Below are 21,279 nucleotides of genomic sequence, written 5' to 3' on the forward strand. Positions count from 1 at the left end.
TCAGGCGGCCAGTTTCTCGATATCCACATGCACCGGCACAAGCTGAGGTTCTTCCTTCTTCTCCTTGAGCAGGAAGGAGCACGCCAGCACCACTACGACCAGCACCATACCGAACAGGTATCCGTATCGAGAACCATCCACAAAGCCCTGTGCAGGATTCACGCCGCCAGCCGCTGCATAGTTTGTCTGGCCAAGACCCAACAAACAGGTGGCTACAGCGGTGGCGATGGCGCCGCACACCTGCTGCATGGTGTTCATGATCGTACTGCCATCCGCAGCCATGTGGCCAGGCAGCGACTTAAGCGCCGCGGACTGAGAGGACTGCTGGATGAACGGGATGCCAATCATCACGATGATGTGCGCGGCGAGGAACAAAATGACCGGCGTCGAAACACCAATCGCGAAGAACAGCGCGCCACCAATGATGGTCAGCACCGAGCCAATCCAGACCAGCTTCCTCGCACCATGACGGTCGAACATACGGCCTGCGGCAAGCGTGCATAGCGCGTTGATTACACCACCTGGCAGCATGAGCAGTCCGGCTACGGTGGAGCTCAGCCCCATGCCGCGCTGCAGTTCCTGCGGCACCAGATACATGAATGCCAGCGTGCAGGAGAAGGAGCAGCTGATCATGATGGCCGGCGTGCGGAACGCAGCAATGCCGAGGGCGCGCAAATCAAGCAGCGGATCGGCGATGTGCAACTGTCGGTAGGCGTAGAACGCCAACACCAGCACGCCGATGGCTAGCAGGCCGATAACCATCGGGCTGAATCCCATGTCGCTGATCAGGCTCACACCGGCGACGAGGCAGCCGAAGCCGATGGCCGAGGTGATGATAGACAGTGCGTCAACATTCGGACGGGTGCGTTCGATGGGCGTAACGAAGAACAGCGCTGTGCACACAATGGCCACAAGAGCTGCGAAAGCGAACAACGCGAAAATCGCACGCCATGAAAACGCACCGATAAGTGCGCCTGCGATGGTCGGTCCGATAACCGGGGCGAACATGATGACGAGCCCTGCCACACCGTTGGCCGCACCGATCTTGCGCAGCGGAAAAACACGCATGATGGCTGCATACATAGTGGGCAGCACGATGCCGGTGCTGATTCCCTGCATGATACGGCCCGCCAGCAGCACAGGGAAGCTTGGGGCGATGGTGCAGATCACGGCGCCGACGAGGAAACAAGCCAGTGCGAACAGCACCAGCGTCTTGGCCTTAATCCACTTGAGCATGAAGCCGACGCACGGCAGCACCACGCCGATGGCCAGCATGTAACCGACGACCATCCACTGTGCGGTGCCGGATGAGATGCCGAAATCATTCATCAGGTCGGGCAGGGTGATGTTCATGGATGTTTCCGAAAGCATGCCCAGGAACACGCTGATATACAAGCCAAGCATGACCTTGTGCGGATGGTCGAAGTGCTGGGGCTTGCCCGGAACGAATGCGGAATCGTTGAGTTGCGCATTACGAATGGTTGCCTTGTTTGCGGTTGTCTGTTTCTCGGACAACGGAATCCTCTTCTTGTATCTCTTTGTCTGTTGCCGCTGCGCAGCGCACGTCCTGACATACTGCCGCACACCGTTATCGCTCGCGATGATTCACGCGAGCTCACAGTGTGCGACTTCATTGGCGAGCGCCGAAAGCCCCTAACGTCCGGGCCACATTCGGCAACAAAAAATCGCATGCCATCCGGCAAGTAATACGCCGGTTGGCATGCGATTATTCAAAACAAGACGTCACCGTAATACGTTTTTCAATTTTTCGTAAGTACGGCCGCGCGTGTCGCAGACGTCAGGCTTCACGGCTGGCGCTCGACGACGCCACTGCGTCCTGCAATTGCGGACGGCCTACGGCCGACTCAGCATTACCTCGGACTCACCTACCGGTTCGCCCTCGGCTGCAGTTGATGGACAGTCCACCGGACTGCCCATCGCGTCTTCGGCTACTTTCACGCTTCGCGTGACGCCGAAGGCGCGGCAACTGCAGCCAGAGCCCTCGGCGCGTGGAAGCCTTGCTTTTCGAATTCGTCGGCGATGGCTTGGGCGACCTCGTGGCTGCGACCCTTGTCCACCAAGGCGATGATGGAGCCGCCGAAGCCGCCGCCGGTCATACGAGCGCCGTATGCGCCATTGTGGCGAGCCACATCCACGGCCACGTCAAGCTCCGGCACGGTGACCTCGTAATCGGCAGCCAGCGAGTCATGGGAAGCGTTGAAGAGACGGCCTGCGGCTTCGATGTCACCCTTTGCGAAGGCGTGCACGAAGGAGCGCACGCGTTCGATTTCGGTGACCACGTGGCGCACGCGCTTCTTCATGGTCTCATCCGGCAGTGCGTCCAGGGTTTCCTTGAGCGCCTGGAACGGGTCATCGGCCCTGGCGATTCCATCGGCGGCAACGCGCAGATTGGCCACGCCGAGAATCTTGGCGGCCTCCTCGCAGGTGGCGCGGCGCTGGGCGTACTGGCCATCGTTCAACTGGTGAGGTGCCTGGGTGTCGACCACGAGCAGCTCGAGACCGTACTTGTCGAGATCGAATTCCTGCTGGGAGACGTTTTCCAGCGGGGTCAGCTCCGGGCGGCAGTCGAGCAGCAGAGCATGACCTGCGGTGCAGCGCATCGAAGCGTTCTGGTCGAGGCCACCGGTGGAGGCGCCGGCCATCTCGTTTTCGGACTTGATGGCGGCGTTGATCAGGGTTACGCGGCCGGCGTCGGAACCGCCGTAGCCGAGACCGTACACGTCATCCAAGGCCAGTGCGGTGGAGCAGGTCATGGCGGCGGAGGAGCTCAAGCCACTTCCCAGCGGTACGCAGGAGACGAAGGCGGCATCGAAGCCCTTGACCTTATCGAAGCCGGCTTCGCGCAGCGCCCAGGCCACACCGGTCGGGTAAGCGGACCAGCCGTCCACGCCACGGGCCTTGAGGCCTTCCAAATCGGCTTCGGCGACCTTGTCCGGAGCCACATCGGAAACCACGCGCACCTTGGTGTCCTTACGTGGGGAAAGGGCGATGAACGTGCGGTGAGGCAGTGCGATTGGCAGGCACAGGCCGGCGTTGTAATCAGTGTGCTCGCCGATTAGGTTCACGCGGCCCGGAGCGGCCCAAACGCCTTCCGGTTCCACGCCGTAGGTCTTGGCGAACAGGGCCTTGGCCTGCTTCACACCGTCCTCATGGGAGATCGGTTCAATGAATTCAACAGCAGTCATTGGTGTTATTTCTTTCTTTCGGTCTTTCAGTCGGAGATGTCCACGTCGCCGAGCTCGTGGAAGCGCTTGGCGATGAGTTCCGGCGTGGTGTCGGAGATCCATGCGGCCATGCCGGATTCCGAACCTGCCAGGTACTTGATCTTGTTGGCTGCGCGGCGGAAGGAGAAGAACTGCAGGTTCAGGCGGTAGTTCTCGCGGCGCGGATCGTGGATCGGAGCCTGGTGCCATGCGGAGATGTATGGCAGATCCATGCCCTTGCCGTCGCCCTTGTCGAAGAACGCGTTGCCGCGCTTCAACAGGTGGGAGTACATGGAGGCGAGATCCCAGCGTTCCTGGTCGTTGAGCTGGTCGAGAGTCAGTACATCGCGCACCGGGGCAACATGAACCTCAAGAGGCCAGCGAGCGGCGGCCGGCACGTAGGCCACCCAGCTGTGGTTGCGCATCACGATGCGTTCGCCGGCTTCGAGCTCGGCGTTCATGATGTCCTTCAGCAGGTTGCCGCCGGTCTTCTCGTGGTAGGCCTCAGTATGCTTGAGTTCCTTCTCCATCTTCGGAGCGATGAACGGGTAGCAGTAGACCTGACCGTGCGGGTGAGCCAGGGAGACGCCGATCTCAGCACCGTGGTTCTCGAATGGGAAGATCTGCTCGATGCCTTCCATCTTGGAGATTTCAGCAGTGCGGAAAGCCCAAGCCTCCACAACAGTGCGCAGACGGGAGACCGGAAGGTCAGCCGGCAGACCGTCCTCGTTCGGATCGAAGCAGATCACTTCGCAACGACCGGCGGCCGGCTTCTGCTCCCACAGCGGGTTGCCGTCCACGAACTTCACGGAATCGTCCTCGCCAGGCACGCGAACCATCGACGGGAAGCGGTTTTCGAACACCACCACGTTGTAATCAGTGTCCGGAACCTCGCCATCCTGGTAGGGATCGCCGGGCTTGCGGGCGGCCAGCGGGTTGCCCTTGGCGGTGGCGCCGGGACCAGCGGTGATCGGACGGTTCATACGGGCGGTGGCCATCGGAATCCAGTCGCCGGTCAGCGGGTCGCGGCGCATCTGCGGGGCAGCGTACGGCACTTCATTGCCGTCGGCGTCCAGATGCGGGGAGAAACGGTAATCCAGCGGGCGCGGATCCTTCAACTCGCGGGTCTTCTTGCCGGACACATATTCCGGATCATCATCCAGGTAGAAGAAGTCGCGTCCATCGGCCAGCTTGGTCGGCGTGATGCGGATGTGCTCCTTCGCGTATTCACCCGGTTCGTAGTTGGCAAACTCTGCCATCTTCACTCACTTTCCTCATTGGTCTCGCTCTGGTGTGCCAGCACGAGTTCCTTGACCAAATCCTTTGTTTTGGCGGCGGAATCGGGGTCGAGCCCGTCGTCGGTGATGACCGTGTCCACTTGGTCGAAGCGCGCGAACAAAGACAGCGACGTGCAGCTCCACTTGGTGTGATCGGTCAAAACTATGGTTCGATCGGCGATGTCCATCATCGCCATATCGGTTGCGGCTTCCAGTGAATTCGGCATCAGGAAGCCGCGTGGAATCGACACTGAATGGGTGCCGAGGAATACAGTGTTCACTCGCAAGGATGCGACGACTTTGTCGGCAATCGGGCCAACGAGGGAATTCGAACGAGTGATAACGCCGCCGGTGACGATCACTTCCACATCCTTGGATTCAAGCGCCTGAACCAGTTCGGCCACAGGAATCGAGTTGGTGAGAATGGTGATGCCGCTAGACTGCTGGGATTCGAGCAGATGCTGGGCGAATACGTAAGCTGTGGTGCCGCCGCCGATGGCGATTACATCTCCAGGCGCCACGTATTTCACTGCCTCTTGGGCAATGGCGTCTTTCAGGCCAATGTCCATTTGAGACTTCACAGAGAACAGGGGCTCGCTCAACAAAGTGCTGGTGGTTACGGCACCGCCGTGAACACGCTTGAGCAAGCCCTTATCAGCCAGCTCGGCAATATCACGGCGGATAGTCATCGCCGAAACTCCCAGCTCCTTGGATAGCGCGGTGATGCGCACTGCACCGCGGGTGCGCAACCTGCTCAGAATGAGGTGCTGACGTTGTGACGAAATCATACGAACATTATCGCACACAAAAGCTCACAAACAAAACCGTGTTGAGCGTTTTTCAGCCAATCTTCGCGTTCGATTTCGTTCAAATGGTCGATTTGCTTACTTTCACAGCATCCAGTGCACTCAAATCGCTCAAAATCGAACATTTCTTTCCCCTGCCTTCAGCTCACCAAATTCTCGAAATCAGGGTTTTCTATGAGAATTTACCGCGCCACGACTATCCGTAAGCCGCTCACAGCCAACCACAACAACGTGAAACATGCCGTGAAACACAATTACGCACCATCGTCGCAGCCGAGGCAACAGGAAAAAACCTCATCGCAAACGGTAGTCATCAACCACCAATGAGTGAGAGAATAGGCACTATGACTTACGTTATCGATAACTTCTGGCATGATGCAGTCAACAAGGCGACCACCGACCTGTTCACCTTCGGATACAAGCACATCATCAAGCCGAATTTCGTGTTCAATCACCGCCCGGACGAAGCCCATGATCAGATGATCGAGTTCTGCCATGTGGTGCGCAACATCCCACCGCTGCTGTTCGCTGAGCGTATGATGCTCGACTATACCGACCCCATTCTGGAAACCAATGTCATGGGCGTTGGATTCTCCAACCCGTTTGGTCTTTCCGCAGGCCTTGATAAGAACTGCGACATGCCCGTGGTGCTCGACAACGCCGGCTTTGGCTTCGAAACCGTGGGATCCACCACCGCTCGCCCCTGCCCAGGCAATCCAAAGCCCTGGTTCCATCGTCTGCCCGAATACGATTCGATGATGGTGCACGTGGGTCTGGCCAATATCGGCTCGGACAAGGTGATCGAGCGCGCCGAAAAGGCTTGGACCAATGCCAATCAGATGCAAATTTCCGTTTCCATTGCCCGCACCAATGATGAACTGTGCGGCGATCTGGATGAAGGCATTGAGGATTACTGCATCTCCATGCGTCGCGCCGCCGGCCGCACGGCGATGGTGGAGGTGAATGTCTCCTGCCCTAACACCCATGTGGGCGAACCGTTCACCGCCTCCCCCGAGGCGCTGGATAAGCTCTTCACCGCACTGGACAAGATCGACCGTCCGCAGCCCACGCTGGTCAAGATGCCACTCAACAAGCCATGGGCGGAGTATAAGGAACTGCTTGACGTGCTGGCCGAACACAACGTGCAGGGGCTCTCGCTTGCCAATCTGCAGAAGGATCGCACCGGGCTTGAGATTCCGCGCGACTGGGAGGGCGGGCTTTCCGGCGGTCCATGCACCACCGCCAGCAACACATTGGTGCGCAAGGTGTATCAGGAGTATGGCGATCGATTCACGCTTGCTGGCATCGGCGGCATCTTCACCCCGGAGCAGGCCTACGAGCGCATTCGCTCCGGCGCAAGCCTCATCATGTTCATCAGTTCGTTGATGTACCGCGGCCCGCAGCAGATCACCGTGTTGAAGCGCGGCCTCGCGCAGCTGCTGCGCCGCGACGGATTCGAACACGTCTCCGATGCCGTCGGCGTAGACGTGCGGTAGCCAAACACCATAACGAGCTATGCCGATCGCCGTGTAGAATCCGGCACAACAGAATCCGGCACAGCAAAACATGACAATGGGGGTGTTCCACTATTCCACAGTGGAACACCCCCATCTCAGACGCCGACAACAGATAGATCGGCTGATGTAGCTTAGTTAATCGACGGAGCCCATCAGTACGCGCCGCGAATGTATTGCGGCTGATACGGAGCTTCAGTAGCGGGAATGCCGAGCTTGTTGGCGGCGCGCAACGGCCAGTACGGATCGCGCAGTGCAGCGCGACCGATCTCCACAGCATCCGCTTCGCCACGGGCCACAATCTTATTGGCCTGCTTCGGCTTGGTAATCAGACCCACTGCGGTGGTAGGAACCTCAGCCTTCGCACGTACCTGCTCGGCGAATGGCACCTGATAGTTCGCCTTCACCGGGATGGAGACACCGGCCATAATGCCGCCGGTGGAAACATCCACCAAGTCGACGCCATGCTCCTTGAGCATCTTGGAGACCACGATGGTCTGATCCAAGTCCCAGCCGCCGGCAGCCCAGTCGGTGGCGGAGATGCGCACCAGCACCGGCATACCTTCCGGCACGGTGGCGCGCACGGCGTCCACCACTTCCAGCAGGAAGCGGGCGCGCCCTTCCAGATCACCGCCGTATTCGTCCGCACGCTCGTTGCACAGCGGATCCAGGAACTCGGAAATCAGATAGCCGTGAGCCGCATGGATCTCGATGGCCTGGAATCCGGCTGCAACGGCACGGCCGGCGGCAGCTGCAAACGCGCCCACAATGCCATGAATCTCATCCACGGAAAGCTCACGAGGCGTATTGAGCCCGCCGAATGCAATCGGAGATGGCGCAACGGTAGACCAACCGCCAGCTTCCTCAGGTACGCTCTGACCTTCATAGCCCACTGCGAAACAACCAGTGGAAGCCTTGCGGCCGGCGTGGTTGAGCTGCACGGCGGGCACGGCACCGGCATTGCGAATGCCGTCAACAATCCAACGCCATGCATCGATCTGACCGTCTTCCCACAGGCCCACATCGCATGGGGAAATACGGCCTTCAGGTGCCACGGCGGTCGCCTCGGCAATAATCATGCCGAATCCGCCGAAAGCGCGGGAAACATAATGCTGGTAATGGAATGGCGTGGGCTTGCCGTCGCGGGCGAGCGCGGAGTACGTGCACATCGGCGGCAGCCAGATGCGATTGCGCACCGTCACATCACGCAGCCCCATCGGAGTGAACAGTCCAATACGATTCTTCTTTGCTTCTTTGGCCACGCTCTTGCCTTTCTTTTCGGCCTTGTCGGTCTTCTTTCCGCTACTCTTGCCGGTTTTGCCACCGGATTTCCTGCCATCGGCGTCCAATTTGGATTCCGCTGGATCCGGACCTGATGAAGCCAACGTCACCGCCTTCAGCTCAGGCACATCGAATCCCCTGAAATCGAAATTCTCATGCTTCAGCTCACCGCTGTTCATGAATCCCCTCCAATGATTCCCCTCCAATGGGCGGCTGGTTACCATGCATTCGCCATGCAGCTGATGTACATGACATGCAGATGGCCGGCCCGCAGTATTTTGTTATGTATCCTGCTCAATTGTAAAACGGGCGCCGCCTCATTAAGGCGACGCCCGCTAACTATGTAGTCAAAGGATTCACAATCAATGATGATTGCTCATGACCGTGCTCCTCTGTGTCACTGACCACTTTGGTTCTGGTTCGTGCTGTTTCCACTTTGGTTGTTCGTGGAATTGTTGGAATTATTGGTGGTGGACTTCTGCGTGCTGTAGGCACGGCCACCAATACCCAATGTGGTGCCGCTGGCCGTATACTTCGACGCAGGCTGACCATAATCATTGTCAATCGGCAACTGCTTCTTGTCCGCATATGCATTCAGGAAGTTACGAGCCGCCGGCGCGGCAATGGTGGAACCATCCCAGTAGCTGTTGTACACACCGTTGATACGAATGTTGGCAATACGATGCGTGTATGGGTTCTGAGCATCACCAACCACTGCGAATGTTGCAATCTGGTTAGGAATGAACGTGCCAGCAGACACAGCCAAATCCTCGCTCGTACCGGTCTTACCGAAGGACTTTCGTCCATTGTTCAGCTTGAATGATCCACCTGCACCATCGGCTCTGGTCACGCCTTGGTTCAGTGTGTAGGCAAGCGTCTGGATAATATCCTTGTCAACGGCCTGATGGCAGTTGGCGGAGGGCACCTTCAGATCATGGCCATCGCCATCGGTCACCTTGGAGATGGCAATCGGATTGCACTGCACACCGTTGGAGGCGTACACGGCAAAGATGGATGCCATGGTCAGCGGAGAGACGTTGACGGAACCAATCATCATGGACGGGGTGAACGACGAGGTCTTATCGATGGTCTCACCGGTTTTTGCGTCATGATAACCAAGCTCGGTGGCCGTATCCGCCACCTTGCACAGCTTCATGATAGAGCCCATAGAAGCCTGCGTGGTGTTGTGGGAACGAACCAGGCCCAGGAACGGGCTTTCAGGATTCGTCGTGCCACCGAATGCGTTCTGCACCTTCCAGGAATCAGCACCGCCCGTATACCGGTCGCATGCGAAATCGGTGGTCGGGTAGCTCGTCGTAGTTTGAAGATTGTCGTTGATGGAATGTCCCGCTTCCATCCAGGCAATCAGATTAATCGGTTTCCATGAAGATCCGATAGTCCAGCCGGAGCCGCCGCCGTCCGCAAGATCAACGGCATAGTTCTGGCTGGTCTTGGTCTCATCATTGGCGGCCGCAGGCGTGGCATCATAGTAACGGTTCAGACCAAAGCCCAGCACTTCACCGGTGCCTGGTTTAACTGCCGCCATGGCGATTTCCATTCCACTGGAATCGTTCGGCGGAATCGTGCCACGCGCTGTCTCCATCAGCATGGAGTTCGCATCCAAATCAAGTGTGGTCACAATCTTCAAGCCGCCTTCCTGCAGCAGCTTGTAACGATCGGCCTGAGTCTTGCCGAACTCTTCGGAGTTCTGGATGCGGTGCACCACGTAATCGCAGAAGAACGCGTAATCCCCGGTATCCTGGCAGCCCACGTTCACGGTCTGCACCTTCAGGGTGTCCTTCAGCGGGATAGCTTTGTCTTTCTTGGCTTCGGCCTGGGAGATATAACCCTCCTGAGCCATCAAATCGAGCACGATATTGCGCTGCTTCTGACTTTCCTCCTGGTTGGCTTCAACCAGCGGATCATACTTATTGGGGTTCTTAGTGATGGAAGCAATTGTAGCGGCCTGAATCGGCGTCAATTCAGAAGCAGAAACGCTGAAGTAGCGCTGTGCTGCGGTTTCCACGCCATAAAGGTTGCTACCGAACTGGGCGATGTTCAGATAACCCTGCAGAATCTCGGCCTTGGAGTACTTCTTCTCCATCTGCACGGCAATGAGCATCTCACGAATCTTACGAGCCACGGTATCTTCAGTGGCATGGTACTGGGCGATGGAATCATCATCTTCAATTGCCTGCATCAGCAGCACATTCTTGACATACTGCTGGGTCAGGGAAGAACCACCCTGCTGCGAACCGTGCACCAGATAGGTCTGCACGAACGCACGCATCACGCCCTGCACATCCACGCCGGCGTGGCTCCAGAAACGGCGGTCCTCTCGCGCCACCACTGCCTGCTGCATGGCTTTGGAAATCTTCTTCAGCGGAACCACAATACGGTTCTGGTTGTAGAACGTGGCGATAACCGTAGTGCCATCGTTCGCATACATAGTCGACTTCTGCGGCAAATTAGTCACGTCGAAGTCCACGTTCTCCACCTTCAGCGAGGGGATAACGGCCTTGGCGGCCTGGTTCGCGCCGATCACACCAGGCACGAACAATACGCTGGCCACTACGCCGCCGGATACGGCAAGCATGATGTAGGCCAGCAGGAGAACAAGCACACGACGAACTGTCAAGGACTTCTTTTTGGGCATGGGCCCCATTCTAAATGGCCCGGCGTACCAATCCAGTGTCGAGTCCGTTACAACAGCCAATCATCACAAGAATCGCACTAGCGTAATGTTTGCTGAATGCTGGCCGAATGCGCAACTATCGCCGCGAGCGCCGAATCAGCATGCCCGGCTGGAAAATGATGATCGAGCGACCATCGCGCGCAATCCACCCGCGGTTGGAAAAGTCCATCAGCGCCTTGTTCACGGTCTCGCGGCTGGAACCCACCAGCTGGGCCAGCTCCTCCTGCGTCAGGTCATGCGGCACTTTGAGTCCCTGCTCCACCGGTTCGCCGAAGCGGGATCCCAGGTTCAGCAGAGTTTTGGCAAGGCGTGCGGGCACATCCATGAACACCAGATCGGAGATGCGTTCGTTGTTGGCGCGCTGGCGGTTGGCCATCACCTGCAGCATGTCGATGGCCACGCGCGGGTGCTCATCCAGCCAAGAAAACAGCGCATCATGTTCCAGCCACACCACGCGGGTTCCGTTGCCCATGGCCACGGCAGAGGCGGTACGCGGACCACCGTGCGGGTCGAATACCGGAATCTCGCCGAGCACTTCGCCGGGAGCATGGATGGAAAGCAGCTGCACGCGATCATCCGCAGAGGTGCGAATCAATTTGACACGTCCCCGCTCAAGCAGATACATGCGTTGATCGGTATCGCCTTCGGAGAAGATATAGTCGCCTTTATCGAACACGGCTCGTTTGAGATGTGGAATCAGCTCCTCCGCCTCAGCGGGGGAAACCTGCTTGAACAGCGCAGTTTGCAGCAGAATGTTCTCCTCATCGGAAAACATGTTCGGAGTATCCACACTCATCGCACCGTCCTTATGCTCATAGCCGGCGTCGGCCACTCGTCATATTGTAACGCGCCTCACACATTCCGTCAGGATTTTGTTCGCGTTCACAATAAGTCGCATCCATTGTCTGCGTTTTGGTCCGCGCCGCCTCTTAGCTGGTTTCCTCGCTCGCGTCTTACGCCAACCATTGCAGCATATGGCCGATGATCGCCTCCCTGCTCAACCCGGTCTGGCTTTTCAGCGGATCGACACGTTTTTGCGCTGATTTCACGGCTTTGTCGGAGAATTTCTCACGGCTCGTATTGAGCACCTGGCTCATCTTGGCGGCATCAATGTCATACGCCATAGTCACGTGGTGCAGTACCGCGCCCGATGCTGCATCATTCGCGTTCTTGCCACGCGCCGCCCGATGCATCGGAAAACGCCGTTGCGCCGCTCCCCCGATCTTGCCGTATTGCGAAGCGATGTCATTGAGCCCGGCAAACCGCACATCCAGACCAAGTTCGCGAAGCGCCTCCACCAACCACCAGTCGCAGAGCTTGTAGGACTCTTCGATACTGACCCCCTGTACGAATTCCAATGGGGCATACAGCGAATACGTGATCGTATTGCCCGGTTCGATGAACATGGCACCGCCGCCTGTGCACCTGCGCACCACATCAAAACCGAGTTCTTTTGCCACATCAAGGTTCACCTCATCCCGCGTTGACTGGAACCGGCCAATTACCACCGCCGGTCCGGTCCACTCCCAGATACGCAGGGTCGGTGAGCGCTTGCCTTCCGCCACTTCGCGCGCCCAGGATTCATCAATTCGCATTTGTTCGTCCGGTGTGCGCGGATGATCGTGGAGCACAATCAAGTCGCGCTTGAGCCGCTGCCATCGCTCGGCATAGTCATCAGGTGCCATGCCGGCACTGTTATGAGGATGCTTGTTATTGTTGACTGATTCCTTATATATAAGGTCCCGGTCAATCGCACGGGCAAAAGCGGTTTCTATTGCTATTGCATCGGTGCCGATGAGCTGGCAATCAGAGCAGGCGTCAATAATCGGCTGAATCGGGCGCCTAGTAATCAACGCCCGCGCAATGGCATCAAGATATTGCGCCGCGGATGCGTCGGATGCGGATTCGACGAAGAAATCACCGTCCAGTTGGCAGGATTGCGCGGTTCCATCCGCGGCAAGCGTCACGTTCACCGCGACAAGCTTGCCGCCTGGCGTCTTGCATTCCCCACGCTTCACAATCCCCGTCATGTCCTCACCATAGCAGCACACCCACTACACGCCAACGCACCCAGCACCAGTCATTTTGACTGTAGGTTTTTGAACGTTGACTGACGGATATTCAACACCGACTGTAGGGAATTACACAAAAACTGTAGGATTTCTAACGAAAAACGTTAGAAATCCTACAGTCAGTGTTCAAAAACCTACAGTCAGTGTTCAAAAACCTACAGTCAGTGTTCAAAAACCTACAGTCGGTATGAGAAATCCTACAGTCAACGTTCAAAAACCGACAGTCAAGGTGTGGCTACATCACATCGCTCACATGCGGTTCAGAATATCCTGACCGACCTGGTCGGTGGAGCGAACGGTGGAGCCGAGCTCCTCGATGTCCGCTTCGACGGCCTTGTGAATCTTCTTAGCCGCATCGTCGAAGCCGAGATGCTCAAGCAGCATGGCGGCGGAGAGAATGGCGGCGGTCGGATTGGCCTTGTTCTGGCCGGCGATATCCGGAGCGGAACCGTGGATCGGCTCGAACATGGACGGATATTCGTCGGAAGCGTTGATGCAGCCGGAAGCGGAGTAACCCACGCCGCCCACCACGGCACCAGCCTCATCGGTGATGATGTCGCCGAAGAGGTTGTCAGTCAGAATCACGTCGAAGCGGGACGGGTCGGAGACCAGGAAGATGGTGGTGGCGTCAATGTGCAGGTAGTCGTGGGACACCTCAGGGTATTCCTCGGCAACCTTGTTCACGATGCGCTGCCACATGTCGCCGGCGTTGACCAACACGTTCTTCTTGTGCACAAGCGTCACGTGCTTCTTGCGCTTCATGGCGAGCTTGAATGCGTAACGTACCACGCGCTCCACGCCATACGCGGTGTTGATGGAGACCTCGGTGGCCACCTCGTTCGGGGTGCCACGGCGGACGGCACCGCCTGCACCGCAGTACAGGCCTTCAGTGCCTTCGCGCACCACCACGAAGTCGATGTCGCCAGGGTTGGCGAGAGGTGAAGTCACACCTTTGTAAAGCTTAGAGGGGCGCAGGTTCACGTACTGGTCGAGGTCGAAACGAAGCTTCAGCAACAGGCCACGTTCAAGGATGCCGGCCTTGATACGTGGGTCGCCCACGGCACCAAGCAGAATGGCGTCGTTGGCCTTGATGCGCTCCTCTTCCTCCTCGGGAAGAATGGCGCCATCGCGCAGATAGCGTTCAGCACCGAGGTCAAAATGTTCGTATTCGAAGTCAGCCACGCCTTCAGCGGCTTTTTCCAAGGCCTTCTGTGCCCATGGGGTGACTTCCTTGCCAATGCCGTCTCCGGGAATGACGGCGATCTTGTATGTCTTTGCCATGCAATCGGAGCCTACTCGCGTGCCCACGTGCCGGTTATCTCCCGCTCAGCACGTGGACACATTAATGGACCCGGCGCACACACTCAGCACAACACTCGGCACATCACACCTAACGCGTGATGTGCATGACGGCCAGACACCAGGCATTTTCGTAGGAGACTTCCTCCCACTGCTTGTAACGCCCCGAAATGCCGCCATGGCCGGCTTCCACCTCGATTTTCGCCACGGCATCCACGCCGGCGGCCTGCAATCGAGCCAGCCATTTGAGCGGCTCGACGTACAGCACGCGGGTGTCGTTCATCGATGTGGTGATGAAGATACGCGGGAAATCCTTGGCGTCGCCTAAAACTTCCGGCGCATTCTCATACGGCGTGTACGACTTCATGTACTCGTACACATCCGCATCATGCAGAGGATCGCCCCATTCGTCCCATTCGGTGACGGTCAGCGGCAAATCCGGATCCAGAATCGAAGTCAATGCGTCCACAAACGGCACATCCGCTTCAATACCCGCGAAACACTCCGGCGCCATATTGGCCACCGCACCCATCAACAGGCCGCCCGCGGAACCGCCATTGGCCACCGTGCGCCGTGGGTCGGCCAGATGCGCAGCTTGCAGTGCCCGCGTGGCATCCACGAAGTCCTCGAACGAATGCTTCTTATTGAGCCTGCGCCCCTGCTCATACCATGCGCGGCCCATTTCGCCACCGCCACGAATATGCGGCACCGCATAGAGCACGCCGCGATCGAGCATGCTCAGTCGGGCCACCGAGAAGCCTGGATCGGAGGCAATCTCATATGCGCCATACCCGGTGATGAACATCGGTGAATCCTGTGCCGGGAAATCGCGACGCCACACCAACGACACCGGGATCCGCTCTCCGTCGCGCGCGGTAATCCATACGCGGCGCTCCATGTAATCGCGCGGATCGAAGTCACCCAGCACCTTGCCACGTTTGAGCAAGGTATCGCGCCCGGTTGCCGGATCGATTTCATGCAGTTCGCCAGGCCGGGTGTAACTGGAGAACGAATACCTCATACGAGGCGCCTCATATGAAGGGTTGCCACCGGTACCGATGCTGTACAGACGACGGGTCTCGCCTGGCAGATGATCATCGCTCGCGCCATCGAATGAGGAAGTGTGGTCCTGTGGGAATTCTTGCGGAGCCGCCGGCGGAACACCGGCACCATCAGCGTCGCCCCCAACGTTGTCTTCGGTCCACAGTCGTTCGCCATGATCGCCGGTGCTATCCGCACGATCGGCGGCAACCATATCCCAATCGTTGTCCAAAGGAGGCGGCAGCAGCTCAGTGAATCGCCAAGGCCGCCCGGCCAAAAAGTCAGCGGCAGCGGCCTGCTTGGTGGTGTACGCCACATGCGTCTGCCCATCAGCGCGGTAGCTCAACGCCACGAAATACTTATGCAACGCGATGCCTTCAATGCCGAGACCATGTGCACCCTGCAGAATCACCGGGTTGACCGGATTGAAGTACGCCTCGGTAATCGGCCGGTCAGGTTCGCCATGCTCACAGCCATAGGGCGAACCGGCAGCCACACAGACGCCTTCACCGAGGCGATATGGCGGCTTGTGTGCGCGCATATCAATAACGTCGATTTCGAAATTCGGATTGTCGGCGTTGTGGTAGACCACGGCCAGTGGCACATCTTCGCCGTGCTCGCCCGCTCCTTCAAAGCAGGCGAAGCTCACATCGTATTCCACGCCGTCTTTACGGGGAATGAACGCCTGGAATTCACCTTCCGGTGTAGCCACCGGCAGCATCAGCACTTCGGTGGTGGTTTTCGAACCGGTACCGATCACAATGCTGCGTTCGTCGAAGCTGATGCCCGCGCCCACCCAGAAGCGCTCGTCGGCCTCGCGATACACGCAGACGTCCGATTCGACCGGCGTACCCACATGGTGGCGCCAGATGGCGCATGGGCGCCATGAGTCATCGACCTCGGTCCAGAACACCCACTGGCCGTCCGGCGTGAAGCACGCGCCACCGATGCCCTTGAACAGTTCCGGCAACTCCACGGGCCGCCCCTGATCAAGGGTGGCGTCAAGGTCTCGGATGCGGAAGTCATACCGTTCGTCGCCGGTCACGTCCACGCCATAGAGCATCCAGCGGCCATCGTGGCTTAGGTCCAAGCCGCCCAGGCGGAAGAAGTCGTGTCCCTCGGATTCCGCGTTCGCGTCGAATACCACCTGTTCGCCAGGCATGGAACCGGGCGCACCCTGCGGGTCGACCTCCGGCGGATCCCAATCATCCTCTCCGCGCACGGGCATGCGGCATTGCACACCGTATTGCTTGCCCTGCTGGGTACGGGTGAAATACCAGTAGTCATTGATGCGCGTGGGCACGGACATGTCCGTCTCTTCCACGTGCGCCTTGAGCTCTTCGAACAGCGTGCCACGCAGTCCGGCCAGGTGTGCCATGCGCGCTTCACAGTATTTGTTCTGTGCCGCAACATAATCCTGAACTTCAGCGGATTCCTTGTCGCGCATCCATTCGTAGTTATCGATAAACACGTCGCCGTGGAATTCACGGCGCTTCGGTTCCCGCTTGGCCACGGGCGGCTTCATTGCAACGCTCTGCTCGGTCGTATCAGTCATATCACGCGATTGTACGCGCCGGTAAGGGACTTACGACGCCTTTACCGCTACTTCGCGTGCTCGCGCAGGTATGGCAGCATGGTTTTGAGCAGGTTCGCGCCTGTGGTGCCGGTGAACACCGGAACTTCGGTGACCGGCATGGGCTGCGTGGAGGTGAGCCCCGCCACTGATGCCAGACCAGGGCTCTCCTTGGGGCTCAGCTGGCGGATGGCGATGGCCAACACACGCCCGGGATACCGTTTGACGATGGTGGCGTAGGTCGTGGGATCCTTTTGCCCGTCATCGCCGACGAGAATGAACTTCATGTCCGGGAAATCGGCCATCAGCTGTTCGGCGAACTCCAGTTTGTGCTGTGGGCCGGTGGGTACGAAGGTTTTCGGCCGCGGGTCGAGATCGCGCAGCAGCAGCGGCCCCTCAGGAAAACCATGGTCGGTGATGAAGTTGCGAATCGAACTTTCCACATTCCACGGCGAGGTGGAGAGATAGAAGAACGGGGCATCCGGGAACAGGTCCGAAATGCGGGCGAACAGCACGCTCATACCCGGCACGGAAGCTTTTTTCTTGGGATTCAAAAACAGCAGGTTGTATGCGGCCTTCCACAACACCGGCGCCTGGGTAATCATGATGGTGTCATCCACGTCAGAGATGATGCCGACTTTGGCGCTGGATGGAATCGTATACAGGTTGGCGCTCACCGGCTTACGTTTGTTTACCGTGTAGGAGACACGATGGATGCCGGGAGTCAGTCGATGCTCGGCCACCAGATCGAGGTAACCGGCGGAATCGGAAATAGCGTATTCGCCGCTCAGATCACGGGTGCGATCCACTTTGTCATAGACTTCCGAGGCTCCCACCTGCACGGTGTTGAGCGGCGTATCGTCGATGCTCGCCTGCACATGCGTGCGCGGTGCCGGTATGGTAAGCATGCCGCGGATGCCGCGAATCAGCTCGCCCGACTGACCATGTTCAGGCGCATAGACCGTACGGCAGATCAGTCGCGAGTAGTCGCCGGTGCCATAGCCGACGTATGGTTCGACGCGGGGGAACCAGCCCAGCTGGCGCGCAACCGCAGCAGAAATGCGCGACCATATGCTGAATGTATTGGTGATTGCGCGGCGAGTGAAGCGAACCAATGGCGGCTTGAATTCGATTCGCTCACGTTTGGAAGCCGTATCGAATGTAGTGACGGCTTTGCGGGCCGGGATAGGCACAGTCGGCATGTCGTCTGCGACTGTGGCATTGGATTCGGGCTCAGACTCGCCGGAGCGCGCGGATTCGCCGGAGCGGTGCAGCAGATGCAACGCTTCCAGACGCTTGCTTGCGGCTTCAAAATCCTCGCGTGGGCTTCTCATGCACCCCACTATAGGCCATGCATGCTATGAGCCGGCTAAGAGCCAGGCTCATAGCAGACAAACAGGATCTTTAGCGAATGATTTTGGCGTATTCTTCGGCGGTGAGCAGATCAGGTTCGTCATCGTCGAGTTCGACCTTCAGAATCCAGCCTTCGCCATATGGGTCACCGTTGATGACGGAGGGATCGTCTGCGACATCGCGGTTCACATACTTCACCGTGCCGGCTACCGGGCTGATCATGGGCTGCACGGCCTTGGAGGATTCGAGCTCCACGATCTCGTCGCCGGCCTCCACACGGGAGCCGGGTTCGGGAAGGTCCACGAATACCAGTTCGCCGAGCTGGTCGGCGGCGAATTCGGTGATGCCCAAAATGGCGAGGTCATCATCCGACCGATCCACCCACACATGCTCGTCGGAGTATTCGAGGTGCTCGGGAATATCGAGGTTCAGCGGCTGTTCGGTTTCGTCGTTTTCATTCATAATGGTCAGCCTAACAATCAGTACTGATAGGTAATCGCCGGATCGCCCGTAGTCGGGGTCTGGTCCAGTTTCAAATTCGCCGCCCCCTGCGTGGTGGTGACATCATATTCCACGGTGATTGAAACCTCGGGCGCTATGGAGAGATCCGCCATATAGGCCATATGATTAGGCGCCTGTACCGCGGTGAACTTCGAACCATTGGAGGAAGCGATATTGGATATTTCTCCACCGGCCGGCGTATAGAGCATCACACGATCCAGCGCCACGCCATTCTTGGCGTTCGCGGTCACATATTCAGGCAATGAAGAAGCTTGCGAGGCCTTAAGCGTATTGGTCAGCGTGTACGACACGTGGTACGTGTTGTCCCCCGTCTTCTTCACCGTGGAATTGCGCTTGATGTACCAATCCATCTTTGAAGCCTGCATCTGGTTGAGATACACGCCCGTCACCGGGTTCTGGGCATCATTGGTGATTTCACCGGTCAGCCCTGCGCTGCGCAATGCCGCCAAATCCTCATCGTGGAACGACCAGAAATAGAGGTGGCGCTGCTGGGCCATGGTCATCATGGTTTTGGCCACGGTCATGAGCTTCTGCGTGTTCATATCGCTGAACAAATGATCCACCGTCTGTGCAGCCGTCTCACTGAAATACTTATCCTGCTCGGAGACCGCAAGATCCTTGTATACCGTGCTTAACAGGAATTCCGCGGTATTGCTGCCGTTCAAGACTCGCCCATCGGAAAGGGTCACGTCACCAGTGGCGCCAATCAGGGCCTGCAAAGCCACCGGGTCAAGCGACATCACACCATCGGAGTCTCCGCCGAAGGATGCCGCCTTCCAGAACTTCTGTGCCATGGTGGCCACACGCGGGAAGTCCGGAGTGGAGCTCACATTGTGCACATATTGGCCGAGATACAAACCGTTGTACAACGTGCTGTCGCCCTGCTCATTGGCATCTGCCGCCGCAACATTAGTCGGGAATTCCGCATCCGCATGGAACGTGCCTACAGTGATTTTGCCATTGTCCGCGCTTACCGAGCCCGCGGATCCGACCAAGCCGCCAGAGCCACGAATCTCGGAATTGGTCTGGGCGAGCAGCACATAATTGCGTGCGCCATTGGCTCCCAGGAAGTTCGGCATCATATTGAGCAGTCCTGAAAGACTTTCCGTGGCCTGAGCCATGGTGGACATTTTGTCACGCCCCTGGTCGAGAGCGTTCTTCACCATGGGGATTTTCGGCTCCGGAAGTGACTCTATGGTCTTTGCCTGCTTCTGCATGGACTGATTCACAGTGGACATTTGCTTGGCCGCCGCGATAATGGGCTCCATGTTGAGCTGTCCATCACCACTGGATAGATTGGCATCAGACAGTCCTGTCACCGTCTTGCTGAGCGCAGGCAATGTGGTTTGAGCGAAATCATCCAACGTATCAATGGTTGTGCGTACAGTCGCCACATCGCCGCCAACCTGCGGCAGCTTCTCCGCGAATCCCCATAACGGGCCGCTGACTTCCTGCTTGGCGGCTGCCGTCTCCTGCTGGATATAACTCACATCGCTGAGTGATTTGACCATTTCGTCAGTCGAGCCACTGCTGATGACCTTGGCTTGGCTAATCACATTATTGAGATGCGTTTTCGCACGCATCGCCGATTGATAGAACTGGAATCCGACAATGCCAGCGGCACCGACCATCACAAGCAGCAGCGCCACAATTATCAAACAGGTATTTCGTACTACATGACTTTTTTTCTGAATCACTCGAGCATGCGACGGCATACGCCTATCTCCTTACTTCCGCTGCAGCTTATCAGTCTATTGACGTCTATTGCACGTGACAAAAATACTAGGCCCAGTATGACCAGTGTTTCCTGATCCTCGGCTCTCAGACAGCACTTCTTAACAAGAGGAACATATTAAAGCCATGCTCTTACAGCTCACGGCCGAGCCACTCCTCGATCATGTATCGCGCGATGGTGGCACGCCCCGGAGCCGCCATGCGTCCGGAGATCAGCTCAGCGGTGTATTCGTCGCGCGTCACCCAACGCGCGATCACGGTTTCCTCACCATCCACATGTACGTCGGTGGTGATGGCATGCGCTTTGAACGCCATCATCAATGATGCGGGGAATGGCCATGGCTGGGAGCCGAGGTAGCGCACTTCGCCCAGTTTGATGCCGGTTTCCTCCATGGCTTCTCGTCGGGCGGCATGTTCAAGGTTCTCCCCCGCTTCCACGAATCCGGCGGACACCGAATACAGTCGTTCGTCCTTCCATGCCGCGTTGTGCTGCAATAGTAAGCGATCCTGACCATCTACGATGGCGGTGATCACCGCAGGTTCGACGCGCGGGAACAGAATGCGATTGCCGTCCGCAGCATTGGAACAGCGCTGCGCCCAGCCGGCGAGCGCGGCCTCGACCGGAGCGCCGCAAGTCGGGCAGAACCGCTGGCGGGAATGCCAGATGCTCAAGGTGATGGCACTGGTAGCCTGTCCGGCTTCGCGCGCATTGGCGTGCGGCGCGAAGCCGCGCAGATCGACCCAATCGAATCGTGTGACGGCTTGCTGCAGCAATGTCGGCTTGGGCGCGGGTTTCTTGTCGCTCTGCAGATCGACCGATTCATCAAATGCATCGTCAGCGCCCTGCCCTGCGGAATCCGGCACGCTGAGCGCTCCATCAACAGTGCC

14 protein-coding genes and 1 pseudogene are annotated in these 21,279 nt (G+C 58.0%); 1 reads left to right on the forward strand and 14 read right to left on the reverse strand.

Annotated features, from left to right (window positions below; all coding sequences use genetic code 11):
* From CSQ86_RS07670 to CSQ86_RS07685, 4 genes are all read right to left on the reverse strand, one after another.
* On the reverse strand, positions 1-1,515 hold the full coding sequence (locus CSQ86_RS07670; RefSeq protein WP_243387730.1) for an MFS transporter: 1,515 nt from the start codon (positions 1,513-1,515) through the stop codon (positions 1-3).
* Between the two features lie 440 nt (positions 1,516-1,955).
* The gene (gene galK, locus CSQ86_RS07675) at positions 1,956-3,206 is read right to left on the reverse strand and encodes a galactokinase (RefSeq protein ID WP_100494514.1); all 1,251 of its coding nucleotides are present in this window, start codon (positions 3,204-3,206) and stop codon (positions 1,956-1,958) included.
* 26 nt (positions 3,207-3,232) lie between these two features.
* The gene (gene galT, locus CSQ86_RS07680; RefSeq protein WP_100494561.1) at positions 3,233-4,483 is read right to left on the reverse strand and encodes a galactose-1-phosphate uridylyltransferase; all 1,251 of its coding nucleotides are present in this window, start codon (positions 4,481-4,483) and stop codon (positions 3,233-3,235) included.
* A gap of 2 nt (positions 4,484-4,485) precedes the next feature.
* The gene (locus CSQ86_RS07685; RefSeq protein WP_033891309.1) at positions 4,486-5,289 is read right to left on the reverse strand and encodes a DeoR/GlpR family DNA-binding transcription regulator; all 804 of its coding nucleotides are present in this window, start codon (positions 5,287-5,289) and stop codon (positions 4,486-4,488) included.
* 362 nt (positions 5,290-5,651) lie between these two features.
* Here CSQ86_RS07685 and CSQ86_RS07695 point away from each other — a divergent pair, with 362 nt between their 5' ends.
* On the forward strand, positions 5,652-6,803 hold the full coding sequence (locus tag CSQ86_RS07695; protein WP_100494516.1) for a quinone-dependent dihydroorotate dehydrogenase: 1,152 nt from the start codon (positions 5,652-5,654) through the stop codon (positions 6,801-6,803).
* A 173-nt stretch (positions 6,804-6,976) separates the two neighbouring features.
* Here the strand turns inward: CSQ86_RS07695 and CSQ86_RS07700 are convergent, their stop codons facing one another.
* From CSQ86_RS07700 to nudC, 10 genes and pseudogenes are all read right to left on the reverse strand, one after another.
* Positions 6,977-8,281 (reverse strand): NADH:flavin oxidoreductase/NADH oxidase, encoded by a 1,305-nt coding sequence (locus tag CSQ86_RS07700; RefSeq protein WP_165773791.1) that lies wholly within the window; start codon positions 8,279-8,281, stop codon positions 6,977-6,979.
* Positions 8,282-8,499: 218 nt separating this feature from the next.
* Positions 8,500-10,767, reverse strand: a complete 2,268-nt coding sequence (locus CSQ86_RS07705) for a transglycosylase domain-containing protein (protein WP_100494517.1) — start codon at positions 10,765-10,767, stop codon at positions 8,500-8,502.
* A gap of 106 nt (positions 10,768-10,873) precedes the next feature.
* Positions 10,874-11,593 carry a Crp/Fnr family transcriptional regulator gene (locus tag CSQ86_RS07710; RefSeq protein WP_100494563.1) on the reverse strand — a complete coding sequence of 240 codons (720 nt, stop codon included), beginning with the start codon at positions 11,591-11,593 and terminating at the stop codon, positions 10,874-10,876.
* A 157-nt stretch (positions 11,594-11,750) separates the two neighbouring features.
* Positions 11,751-12,827, reverse strand: a complete 1,077-nt coding sequence (locus tag CSQ86_RS07715) for a lipoate--protein ligase family protein (protein ID WP_100494518.1) — start codon at positions 12,825-12,827, stop codon at positions 11,751-11,753.
* Positions 12,828-13,118: 291 nt separating this feature from the next.
* Positions 13,119-14,150: a 3-isopropylmalate dehydrogenase gene (locus tag CSQ86_RS07720; RefSeq protein WP_100494519.1), complete on the reverse strand. Its 1,032-nt coding sequence runs from the start codon at positions 14,148-14,150 to the stop codon at positions 13,119-13,121.
* Between the two features lie 109 nt (positions 14,151-14,259).
* The gene (locus CSQ86_RS07725; RefSeq protein WP_100494520.1) at positions 14,260-16,764 is read right to left on the reverse strand and encodes a S9 family peptidase; all 2,505 of its coding nucleotides are present in this window, start codon (positions 16,762-16,764) and stop codon (positions 14,260-14,262) included.
* Positions 16,765-16,811: 47 nt separating this feature from the next.
* Entirely contained in the window at positions 16,812-17,984 is a 1,173-nt protein-coding gene (locus CSQ86_RS07730) for an App1 family protein (RefSeq protein WP_423734812.1), read from the reverse strand.
* Between the two features lie 202 nt (positions 17,985-18,186).
* The gene (gene gcvH / locus CSQ86_RS07735; protein WP_100494522.1) at positions 18,187-18,597 is read right to left on the reverse strand and encodes a glycine cleavage system protein GcvH; all 411 of its coding nucleotides are present in this window, start codon (positions 18,595-18,597) and stop codon (positions 18,187-18,189) included.
* Between the two features lie 17 nt (positions 18,598-18,614).
* Positions 18,615-20,306: a DUF4012 domain-containing protein gene (locus CSQ86_RS07740; RefSeq protein ID WP_243387740.1), complete on the reverse strand. Its 1,692-nt coding sequence runs from the start codon at positions 20,304-20,306 to the stop codon at positions 18,615-18,617.
* A gap of 217 nt (positions 20,307-20,523) precedes the next feature.
* Positions 20,524-21,267, reverse strand: a pseudogene (nudC, locus tag CSQ86_RS10120) (NAD(+) diphosphatase); the annotation flags it as partial.
* Positions 21,268-21,279: the final 12 nt, after the last annotated feature.

It is taken from the genome of Bifidobacterium felsineum (assembly GCF_002802915.1).
GTDB classification, from domain to species: domain Bacteria; phylum Actinomycetota; class Actinomycetes; order Actinomycetales; family Bifidobacteriaceae; genus Bifidobacterium; species Bifidobacterium felsineum.

What these genes read in the sequence shown, in the direction of transcription:
- CSQ86_RS07705 (WP_100494517.1), bottom strand. Translation starts at nt 10,767, where the DNA reads ATGGGGCCCATGCCCAAAAAGAAGTCCTTGACAGTTCGTCGTGTGCTT.
- galK (WP_100494514.1), bottom strand. Translation starts at nt 3,206, where the DNA reads ATGACTGCTGTTGAATTCATTGAACCGATCTCCCATGAGGACGGTGTG.
- CSQ86_RS07715 (WP_100494518.1), bottom strand. Translation starts at nt 12,827, where the DNA reads ATGACGGGGATTGTGAAGCGTGGGGAATGCAAGACGCCAGGCGGCAAG.
- galT (WP_100494561.1), bottom strand. Translation starts at nt 4,483, where the DNA reads ATGGCAGAGTTTGCCAACTACGAACCGGGTGAATACGCGAAGGAGCAC.
- CSQ86_RS07720 (WP_100494519.1), bottom strand. Translation starts at nt 14,150, where the DNA reads ATGGCAAAGACATACAAGATCGCCGTCATTCCCGGAGACGGCATTGGC.
- CSQ86_RS07685 (WP_033891309.1), bottom strand. Translation starts at nt 5,289, where the DNA reads ATGATTTCGTCACAACGTCAGCACCTCATTCTGAGCAGGTTGCGCACC.
- CSQ86_RS07695 (WP_100494516.1), top strand. Translation starts at nt 5,652, where the DNA reads ATGACTTACGTTATCGATAACTTCTGGCATGATGCAGTCAACAAGGCG.
- CSQ86_RS07700 (WP_165773791.1), bottom strand. Translation starts at nt 8,281, where the DNA reads ATGAACAGCGGTGAGCTGAAGCATGAGAATTTCGATTTCAGGGGATTC.
- CSQ86_RS07725 (WP_100494520.1), bottom strand. Translation starts at nt 16,764, where the DNA reads ATGACTGATACGACCGAGCAGAGCGTTGCAATGAAGCCGCCCGTGGCC.
- gcvH (WP_100494522.1), bottom strand. Translation starts at nt 18,597, where the DNA reads ATGAATGAAAACGACGAAACCGAACAGCCGCTGAACCTCGATATTCCC.
- CSQ86_RS07710 (WP_100494563.1), bottom strand. Translation starts at nt 11,593, where the DNA reads ATGAGTGTGGATACTCCGAACATGTTTTCCGATGAGGAGAACATTCTG.
- CSQ86_RS07730 (WP_423734812.1), bottom strand. Translation starts at nt 17,984, where the DNA reads ATGCCGACTGTGCCTATCCCGGCCCGCAAAGCCGTCACTACATTCGAT.